Raw genomic sequence first — 9,541 nt, forward strand, 5'->3', positions numbered from 1 at the left:
CTTCTCGACCACTTCCATAGCAATGCGCACTTCATCACTTATCCGGACGATACGCTGAGCTTCCTCGTAGGCATCACGGAAGCAGTCAGGATCTCCCTCCCGGGTCAGTAGGATGCCCATCTCGTTGTTGTTGACCTGGGAGAAGTCATAAAGGTTAAGGCTGGTGATGATGGCTATCTCTTCATTGAGGTAGCACTTGGCATGAAGGTTTTTGCAGAAGCTTGTCCTGACAAAAGTGAGACTCTTCAACCAGTTGATTTCTTGAGGATGCAGTTCGCTCTTGCCATAAACAATTCGCACGTCAATTTTCAGCCGGTTTTTATCTTCAAGAAGCTCGCGAATGCGGTCGTTGATCTTGAGGAAGGGGCTGATAAGGATCAGCCGATCCTTAGCGTTCTTGATCAGCTCTTCAAGGTAGTAATTCGTTGCGCTCGTGTTGAGAAACTTTGGCATTGCAGATCCAGTCCTTTAAATATACAAGAGAGATTATTACCTGAATGGCCGAAAATTTAGAAGATGCTCGCAGACTTAGTGGCGGTCTACTTCGGCCACTGCGAGTGACCGCTCCTGGCCGAACGCCGCCTACCACAAGCGTTCGCTTTCGGCCAAAAGCGGAGGTAACACTCAGCTTTTTTCTCAGCTATCTGCTAGGCGGAATAGTGCTTGAGCATGGGATACTGCTAACACAGCACGTTGCAGATTTCGGCGGCTTGGGGAACAGGGTAGCACTTAATTGCAGATATTTTGCCATTGACCGTTTACCTGCATGTATTGACACTTCGTGGTTCCAAGTGGCGGCAGGTCTACTGATGGCAGTGGCTTTAGCTCAGTAGATGGTAGCGGTGTTAGTGGTGCTATTTCTACAGATGGCAAATCAAAGCTGTTATCACATATATCTTGAACTTGGCAGTTCATTCCATAATCGTCACAAATTTGAGCCTTCCTGCATACAGCTTCTGATAGATTTGGGATTGCTGCCAGAAAAGAGACTGCAAACATGGTGCTAATTTTTGCGTTCATAAATTTCTCCGCTTAGAGCCTGTCGCATCAGCCTGGAATCGGCCAGAAGGAGCTCGTCGTAATCGCCCGAATGCCTACCCACCTATACCATGCACAAATATGATAAATATTAGTTATAATATTCCTTGCAGGTTCCAAAAGAAAAAAATGAAGAAGCAGAATTCTCGGATGTTTCACTTGCCCAAGAACCTGGGTCGCTGATCATGAATCTTCCAGTTTCTGGATAAAACTCAAACTTGCCCGAAGTATTCATTGTGCATGTAATGGTGGATGCATATCCCTCTTGCTTAGGCATCGACGCCTCGCAATTAGATTTGGATGTATTTACAGAAAACGGATCTTCGCTACTTTCTCTCAAAAAGTATGCTCTTTTCTCTGTCTGAAAGACGCCAAGAAAATCCTCTGAAGTAAACCATCGCTCTTCAACACGCCGCCTAAGAAGAGACTCATCACCATTAAGATCGCCTGGTTCAGAACCAGCTAATCCCTTGGCTGCCGCTAGAGGAAGTCGAGAAATGTGGGTTAAGAAATACTCTTCTCGCTCAGAGAATCTAGTTAATTCATGCCTATGATTTGCGTGAGAATAACCACCGGACTCATGAACGACACACTTGTAATTCTTGGTAAATAGGCTCCTTGATTTATACTCAGCAATTGCGACTTGCGTTAATGACAAAGTAACAATAGAGACTGTAATTAAGCATGCCAAGCGCATTGGAGTCCTCATGGTGTAAATTTAGGATGCGCCTGAACACCGTCATCGCGCCCTCGCAATTAATTATTAATAGTAGAGGTATTTGGCTGAATGAACACATCTGATGCTGGCATAAGACTTATGCACTCTTCGACGAATAATACTGGTTAAATTTGTGCAGCTGGGAGATGCGCTGCTGCTCTATGCCTAATGACTTGAACCCTCGTCAACATCTTAATAGAAGAATAATGATCATGCCATGAAGACCAACCCGAGCTCAATGCGCGGCCAGGCTTGCGCCTGCTTTGGGCCGGTTTTTGTCGGTTACAACTGACCGCTATTGGCCGGTTTCAGCCCGTTTCACTCGTGGTTACGCAGCTGCAAAGCGGTCATTCGATTCAAAAAAATCTCAGCCCTATATCACCGCAATGACATCACTACCAAGAAGGTTCGCTCCATGTCATTGCAGTGCCCCCGCTGTCACTCCCCCAAAGTCGCTTCCTTCCACCACGCCATGAAGATTGCCGCCGCAGTCGGCACCGTCGGCGGTGCTGCACGTGGCGTCAGTGCTGCAATGGCAGGTGGAAAGGCTGGCGCAGCCATTGGCGCTGTCGCAGGTCCCGTTGGCATCACCATCGGCTCCGTCTCGGGCGCCATTTTTGGCGGTCTGGTCGGCGGCGTCGGCGGTTGCGCGCTCGGCGCTCAGCTCGGCGACAAGCTCGACCGCCACGTCCTGGCCCACAACCTCTGCCTGCTCTGCGGGCATCGCTTCAATCTGCCGACCTGATCAGGCGGCTCTGCTCCCCTTCTCCTCTATCACCAGCCGGTGCTGCGCTCTGCGCGGCGCTTTATGCCGGCTTGCCCTCAAAGGAATCGTTCTCATGGCGCATCTCATCGAACAAATGGCCTATGTCGGCGCTACACCGTGGCACGGGCTGGGCAATAACCTTCCGCAGAAGCAGCCCATCGAGGTCTGGCAGCGGGAAGCCGGCATGGACTGGGAGATCCAGGAAAGCCCCGTCCACTTCAAATCGGACGCCATCGGCCATCTCGGCACCATCCATTCCTTCCCGGAACAGAAGGTGCTCTATCGCTCGGACACCAAGGCCCCGCTGTCTGTGGTCTCCAAGCGTTACCACACCGTTCAGCCACGCGAGGTGCTGGAGTTCTACCGCGATCTCACCGAGGTGTCAGGTTACGAGCTGGAGACGGCGGGCGTGCTCAAAGGTGGCCGCAAGTTCTGGGCCTTGGCGCGTACAGGGCAAGGCACGGCCATCAAGGGTAACGACCAGGTCAACGGCTACCTGCTACTGGCCACGTCGTGCGACGGCACCCTGGCGACAACAGCAACGCCGACCACCATTCGCGTGGTGTGCAACAACACCCTGACCATCGCGCTGGACGGCACCAGCCGGGCGATCAAGGTGCCGCACAACACTCGCTTCGACGGCGACCTGGTGAAAAAGCAGCTCGGCATCGCTGTCTCGCAATGGGACGACTTCATGTATCGCATGCGCCACCTGGCCGAACGCAAGGTGCAGTGGCATGAGGCGATGGGCTTTTTCATGAACGTCATGTGCGAAGTGAGCCCGACCGGCCAACTACCCGAACAGCTGCCCAACGAACGTGCCCTGCGCAAAGTCCAGGAGCTGTACGAAGGCCGTGGTCGTGGCAGCCAGTTGGACTCAGCACGCGGCACGGCCTGGGGTCTGCTCAATGCCGTAACCGAGTACGTCGACCATGAACGACGAGCTCGCAGCACCGAGTACAGGCTGGACTCGGCCTGGTTCGGCCAGGGCGCGCAGATCAAGCAACGCGCTCTGGACGCCGCCCTGCAGCTCGCAGCCTAAGCACTTCTCTCTCAATCGTATCGCCCGGTCAGCTTCGTGCTGATCGGGCTTTTTTACGCCTGCAAGGTGACCACATGACCACAATCTCGTTGAACCGCAACGCCAGCAAACCTCGCTCGGCCCTGCGCCTGATCAGTACCAAAGAACTGCCGCGCGAAGAGTGGCTGGAGGTGCGCAAACGCGGTATCGGCAGCTCGGATGCCGCTGCCGCCGTTGGCCTCAACCCCTACAAGTCGCAGCTGGAACTGTGGCTGGAGAAGACCGGGCGTGACACTGGATTGCCGAAGACCGACCCCGACGATGACGAAAGCCCGATGTACTGGGGCAATGTGCTGGAACCCATCGTGGCCTGGCATTACGGCAAGCGCACCGGCAACAAGGTTCGCCGTGTGAACGCCGTGCTGCAGCACCCCGACCCGGAGATGTCCTGGATGCTGGCCAACATCGACCGCGAAGTGATCGGCGCCGACGATGTGCAGATCCTCGAATGCAAGACAGCCGGCATAAACGGGGCGCGCCTCTGGAAAGAAGGCGTGCCCGAATATGTGCAGTTACAGGTGATGCACCAGCTCGCCGTCACCGGCAAGCAAGCCGCGGATGTGGCGGTTGTGCTCGGTGGTCAGCACTTGGAAATCCATCGCATCGAGCGCGACGAGGAAATGATCGCTCGGCTGATCGAGCTGGAGCGCACGTTCTGGACATACGTCGAGACCGACACTCCGCCACCCGCTGACGGGACGGCCTCGGCTGAAACGGCATTGCGCTGCCTATATCCAGAAGACGATGGCCAGACGGTAGACTTCAGGGACAACCCGGCGCTGACGGCTGCTTACGTCGAGCTCAAGGCCTTGCGCCAGTTCATTGATAAAAAGCATGCACGCGAGGCTCAGCTCAAGCAGATGCTGCAACAAGCGATGGGCGAGGCCACACGAGCAGAGTTCACCAACGGCTACGTCAGTTGGCGCAAAGCCAAGGACAGCATCGGCTTCGATGTGGCCCGGCTGCTCCAGGACCGGCCTCACCTGCGCGACAAATATTCGCTTCTCAAGCCCGGTGCCCGGCGCTTCCTGATCGGCTGATTCTCGCCGCCCCTACTACCCCTTCCCCTTGGCCAGTCCATGCAGTCCCCGCTGCGTGGCTGGCCTTTTTTGTTTTCAGGAGAACCACCATGCTTAAAGGTCTGGCTATCACCCCGCCGGTGCTGGGGCGGATTTCCATCGGCAAGGTTATCGAGAGAAACGGTAAACGCCTGCCGGAGAAGGACGACCAGTTCACCATCACCTCTCAGGTACAGAGCCGCGAGGGCTGGCTTGCGCATCCACTCAACGATGAGCTGCGCCAAAGCAAGATCGACTCGACCCCGAGACGGTCACGATGCTGATCGACAAACGCCCTCAGAACTTGGTGCGGCGGTCGAGCTCCGCCTGGGCAAAATACGCACTGGCCAGGCGCAATATCTCGTTTGCCTTACGCAGTTCGCGGTTTTCGCGCTCTAGGGCTCTGATGCGCTCGCGCTCTTCACTGGTCTGACCGGGGCGCTGCCCCGCATCGGTCTGCTGGCGACGAATCCAGCCATGCAGGGTTTGCGCGGCACAGCCAATCTTCGGAGCGATGGCCTCAATGGCTGCCCACTCGGACGGATAGTCGTTCAGGTGTTCCAGAACCATGCGCACAGCACGCTCACGGACTTCAGGGGAGTAGGTAGTAGTCTTTCTCATGGCCTCATCTTCTCAAGAGTTGAGGCCTCCACGAAACCCGGGGTGATTCACCACGATTCCCAGACCAGCCAAACAAAAGATCGCCAGTTTTGACGTGATACCTTCCCTCAACAGGTCCTTCAAAGTAGTTGAAGCTCTCTCCGTTGTTCAGATTCTCGATTCGTATGATGGGGATGCCTGATTCGCTCCATTGCTCGGGTTTAAATGCCATTCCATTTATGAACTCAGCCACATATTTAAATGGTATTGGCTCCCAATCTTTGGGCACTGCTCCCAGCCACTCGACCCCAGAATCCTTGTATGCCGGATATGTCGGAAAGCTCATGCCGACAGCCCCTCAATCATCTGCTTGATACGGTCGGTGCAGGCTTTCAGGTCGCGGTCGATCTCGGCCAGCGGACGCGGTGGCTGGAACACGTAGAAGTGGCGGTTAAAGGGAATCTCGAAGCCGACCACACCGACTTCGCCGTCCTGCGCGTCCGTCTTGCTTTCGTCGATCCAGGCATCCGGCACATGGGGTTTTACTTCGCGCTCGAAGTAGTCGTACACCGACTCGCCCAGTGGCACGTTCTCGTTGTCGCGCAGCCCGGCATCGGCTTCCGGCTGGCCTTTGACCATGCAGATATCCGCCTCGGGGTCGCGCTCGCTCAAGGCATTGAGGATGGCCTTCAGCTCCGGTGTACTGGGGGATACATCGTGGGCGCTTAGCGCCTTTTTCAGCAGCTTGCTGAACTGCTCGCGGTTGCGGTGCAGCTGGCTTTCGTCCATCGCCTGCAGGGCTTCGATCAGGCGCTGGCGGGCCGGGGCATCCATCTTCTCGATGGCTTTTTCTTCCAGCACTTTCTTGATGCGCTCGGCACTGGTCTGGAAGTTCAGGCGCAGCGGCCGCTCGACAGTGATGCGCCGGTAGCCAAAGGCTTCGACGGGGAAGATCTTGCTCTGCGCGGTTTCCTCGAAGCGGCCATACAGGCGCACCAGCTCGTCGATCTGCTCCTCGGTGAGGTACTGGCGCTTGCTGCCCAGCGATTTGCGCATCTTGGCGAAGTGCTGGCTGCCGTCGATCAGCTGCACCTTGCCCTGGCGCACAGCGGCCTTGTGGTTGCTCAGCACCCACACATAGGTGGCGATGCCGGTGTTGTAGAACATGTCGGTGGGCAGGGCGATGATGGCTTCGACCAGATCGTTCTGCAGCGGGTAGCGGCGAATCTCCGACTCGCCCGAGCCGGCGCCGCCGGTAAACAGTGGCGAGCCGTTGAGGATGATGCCGATGCGCGAGCCGCCTTCACGCGGGTCACGCATCTTGCTGACCAGGTGCAGGAGGAACAGCAGCGAACCGTCGGACACACGCGGCAGGCCGGGGCCGAAGCGACCGTCGAAGCCCTTGTGGCTGTGCTCGTCGGTGATCTGCTTCTGCACCTTCTTCCATTCCACACCGAACGGCGGGTTGCTGAGCATGAAGTCGAAGTGCTTGTCGGCTAACTGATCGTTGGACAGGGTGTTGCCGAGCTTGATGCTGGCGACATCCTGACCCTTGATCAGCATGTCCGCCTTGCAGATGGCGTAGGACTCGGGGTTGAGCTCCTGGCCGTGCAGCGACACGGTGACTTTCTCGCTGATGGACTGAATGTACTCGTCGCCCTCGGAGAGAAAGCCGCCGGTGCCGGCAGTCGGGTCATAGATGGTGACGATGCTGTTGGGCTTAAGCTTGCCGTCCTGCCCGGTGATCACCAGCGAGGTGGTCAGGTGCACGATGTCGCGCGGGGTGAAGTGTTCCCCGGCGGTTTCGTTGGAGCTTTCGGCGAACTTACGGATCAGCTCTTCGAAGATAATGCCCATGCCGAAGTTGCTGATGCGCTCGGGGCTGAGGTCGGTGGCGGCGAAGCGCTGCACCACCTGGTACAGCAGGTTGGCGCTGGCCAGCTGCTGAACGAAATCCTCGAAGTGGAAGTGCTCGAAGATCTCGCGGGCATCCTTGCTGAAGGCCTGACATAGCTCATCAAGTCAGCGGCGGTCTGGGTGTCGGACAGCGTGCCGAGGGTCAGCTTGGAGGCATTGAAGAACTGCTGGCCTGCAGCGCGCAGCAACAGCCGCTCGCGCACCAGATCAGGCCGACCTTCCTGGGCGTAGGATTCACGAATCACCGCTTCCTTGGTCGGCGCCAGCACACATTCCATCCGCCGCAGCAGGGTGAACGGCAGGATGATGCGGCCGTACTGGGACTGCTTGAAGTCACCGCGCAGCAGGTCGGCAATCGACCAGAGAAAAGCGGCCGTCTGGGAATGGTTTTCCGTGTTCACGCTACAACTCCTGGAGATACGGCAAAGCCAGTGAGTTTAACCCGGTGATATGTGACTGAGCGCATGCGAATCCGCGCTGGGAGGCACATTAAGCCCCTCCAGCGGGTGCGTGAACACCGTCAAGATGCACACGTAAACTTTTGCGGCAGTCCGGACACACCGAGAGGGCAAATGCCTAAGCGATGCCAGTGAAAGCGCCTCTATACATGTAAAGCAACTTGGCATACGAACATGAGGCAGCGGAAAAGGCGTTTCCACCGCTATGGCACCTCGGTTGTAATGACGGACACATCCACAGGACGGAATACTTATGCGCGGCGTGCCTACAACCAATACGATTTCTAGGGCTTTGTTCGAAGCCGACCCAATGCACACTTGTTGCGCGGAGAACGCTTGCTTCGACGAGTACGACCGGGTCGCAGCGGGCGCGGTGACGTATCTGGAGAATGGCTACACGCTTGCCCAGGCCCTGCACAAAGCGCTGCAAGACTCTTTCGGCACAGAGCTGGTGGCTGGCCGCGATCTGTCGCGCGTTCTGGCGTTGGTAGAGATGCCCACCGACCACCACGCTGCAGAGTTCGTGGGCCAATACCACAACGAGATTGGTGGCCGTTGGTACAAGGAATACCTGCTCACCTTCTCCGAGACCGGCACCATCAAGGTTCGGGTCAAGTTTGAGCAGAGCAATCCCTGGATCGCCGAACGAAGAATGCAGCCGCAGGAGATCAGCTCGCTGATTGACCCTCAGACGGGTGACTTTCTCACAGCTATGACCTTTGACGACTGCCTGTTCGAGCTGACCAGAGTTGATCTTTCGTTAGCCAGGAAGACGCTGACCATTCACGCGAGGCAGCCCAAGGAAATGCCGACGGAGGGCTAAGCTGGCTTAGCTGTGTTCTGCGAACCAAGACGAGGCCTTGTCAGGCCTCGCGTCCAACCCAGACGAAATTCTCCTCCGACAGCCTCGTCTCGCCGCTCCAGCGGTAGGCGCAGAGTTTGGCCCGGCCGGGATCCTCACCTGCGATGCTGTAATCCAGGCATGCGATTTGGTCAGTCATCAGCACCGGCGTGCCGCTCATCCAGTAATGGCCGATGAACAACGGCTTGCTGCCGTCGTAGCCAGGTTGCAGCTCGGCCGGCACCGGCTCGTGGGGGATCTGCTCAATGATAGAAGGCGGGACCATCGCCAGGTCACGATAGGTCAGCTGCTCACCCTCATGCCACCAGCGCGTGCGAGTGCGGGAGCGCTGGTGCCCGTACTTATCCTTGAAGTGCAAACCCGGCGGCAAGGGAATCTCCATCCCCTTCAGGAGGGTTTCAACTGCATCAAAGGCTTCGCTGCCGTCAGTGCAAACTGCCGGCCAGGAGCCCGTGCGAATCCGCGTTTGCTGATCCAGGTGAGGCGCCAGCGCCTTAAACTGCTGGGGATGCCAGCAGGCATGAATGACCCGCAGGCCCTCGAGTTCCAGGTAAAGGGGCAGCGTTTTGAACCACTCGATCGTGTCCAAGTGCTCTTGGGAACCCTCCCCGATCTGAACAAGGAAGGCGTCGTGCTGCTCGCGATTCTTATCGGAGTGGACGCGCAGGAACGCCCCAGGCTGTTCTGTGCAAGGCGTAGCCCAGGCAACCGCATTGAATTCGTGGTTGCCCATGACGGCTAGCGCGTGGCCAGCCTCGACCATGCGCCGGGCGATCTGGACAGTTTCGACTTGCTCAGGCCCGCGATCAACGAAGTCGCCGAGGAAAATCACCTTACGCTCCGGATGCTGCCAGGTGCCTTGCTGCTCCTGATACCCCAGCTCGCGCAGGAGGCATTTAAGCGCCGACGCGTAACCATGAATGTCCCCGATCAGGTCGTACATGCGATTCGTCCTTGGTGAACGTTTGAAAGATCCAGAGGCCATCGTTGATGACTATGGTGGCCCCTATAAGTGGGTTCTAGTATGGCGAGGCAAGGATTAG

Annotated in this window: 8 protein-coding genes, 3 pseudogenes and 1 other annotated feature; of the genes and pseudogenes, 5 read left to right on the plus strand and 6 right to left on the minus strand. The window is 57.1% G+C overall.

Annotation, left to right across the window (positions count from 1 at the left end):
- From HZR81_RS22650 to HZR81_RS22660, 3 genes are all read right to left on the minus strand, one after another.
- Positions 1-453, minus strand: a 453-nt coding sequence (locus HZR81_RS22650; RefSeq protein WP_500129325.1) for a phospholipase D family protein, incomplete at its 3' end; no start/stop codon positions are given.
- 276 nt (positions 454-729) lie between these two features.
- On the minus strand, positions 730-1,020 hold the full coding sequence (locus tag HZR81_RS22655) for a hypothetical protein (RefSeq protein WP_139375068.1): 291 nt from the start codon (positions 1,018-1,020) through the stop codon (positions 730-732).
- Between the two features lie 109 nt (positions 1,021-1,129).
- Positions 1,130-1,735 carry an SH3 domain-containing protein gene (locus tag HZR81_RS22660; RefSeq protein WP_139375069.1) on the minus strand — a complete coding sequence of 202 codons (606 nt, stop codon included), beginning with the start codon at positions 1,733-1,735 and terminating at the stop codon, positions 1,130-1,132.
- Between the two features lie 436 nt (positions 1,736-2,171).
- On the opposite strand from HZR81_RS22660, the gene HZR81_RS22665 reads away from it, so the two are divergent.
- The 4 genes and pseudogenes from HZR81_RS22665 to HZR81_RS22680 form a co-directional block, all read left to right on the plus strand.
- Complete coding sequence (locus HZR81_RS22665) at positions 2,172-2,501, plus strand: hypothetical protein (protein WP_100549828.1); 330 nt, start codon at positions 2,172-2,174, stop codon at positions 2,499-2,501.
- A 94-nt stretch (positions 2,502-2,595) separates the two neighbouring features.
- Positions 2,596-3,564: a DUF932 domain-containing protein gene (locus HZR81_RS22670; protein ID WP_500129326.1), complete on the plus strand. Its 969-nt coding sequence runs from the start codon at positions 2,596-2,598 to the stop codon at positions 3,562-3,564.
- Between the two features lie 74 nt (positions 3,565-3,638).
- A complete protein-coding gene (locus tag HZR81_RS22675; RefSeq protein WP_500129327.1) occupies positions 3,639-4,643 on the plus strand; it encodes a YqaJ viral recombinase family nuclease in 1,005 nt (334 codons plus the stop codon).
- Between the two features lie 89 nt (positions 4,644-4,732).
- A pseudogene (locus tag HZR81_RS22680) lies at positions 4,733-4,918 on the plus strand (recombination directionality factor); the annotation flags it as partial.
- Positions 4,904-5,004 (minus strand) — a sequence feature (AL1L pseudoknot). Its footprint overlaps the pseudogene before it by 15 nt.
- Here HZR81_RS22680 and HZR81_RS22685 read toward each other — a convergent pair.
- Positions 4,912-5,282: pseudogene (locus HZR81_RS22685) on the minus strand (transposase); the annotation flags it as partial. (Overlaps the previous feature by 93 nt.) The pseudogenes HZR81_RS22680 and HZR81_RS22685 overlap by 7 nt on opposite strands.
- A 321-nt stretch (positions 5,283-5,603) precedes the next feature.
- A pseudogene (locus HZR81_RS22690) lies at positions 5,604-7,579 on the minus strand (type I restriction-modification system subunit M).
- A 310-nt stretch (positions 7,580-7,889) separates the two neighbouring features.
- Between HZR81_RS22690 and HZR81_RS22695 the strand changes: the two are divergent.
- Positions 7,890-8,459 carry a hypothetical protein gene (locus HZR81_RS22695; protein ID WP_500129328.1) on the plus strand — a complete coding sequence of 190 codons (570 nt, stop codon included), beginning with the start codon at positions 7,890-7,892 and terminating at the stop codon, positions 8,457-8,459.
- Positions 8,460-8,499: 40 nt separating this feature from the next.
- Here HZR81_RS22695 and HZR81_RS22700 read toward each other — a convergent pair whose 3' ends face one another.
- The gene (locus HZR81_RS22700) at positions 8,500-9,441 is read right to left on the minus strand and encodes a metallophosphoesterase (RefSeq protein ID WP_500129329.1); all 942 of its coding nucleotides are present in this window, start codon (positions 9,439-9,441) and stop codon (positions 8,500-8,502) included.
- Between the last annotated feature and the right edge of the window lie 100 nt (positions 9,442-9,541).

Origin of the sequence: Pseudomonas sp. LM13 (assembly GCF_041381355.1) — a bacterium.
Taxonomy (GTDB): Bacteria; Pseudomonadota; Gammaproteobacteria; order Pseudomonadales; family Pseudomonadaceae; genus Stutzerimonas; species Stutzerimonas frequens.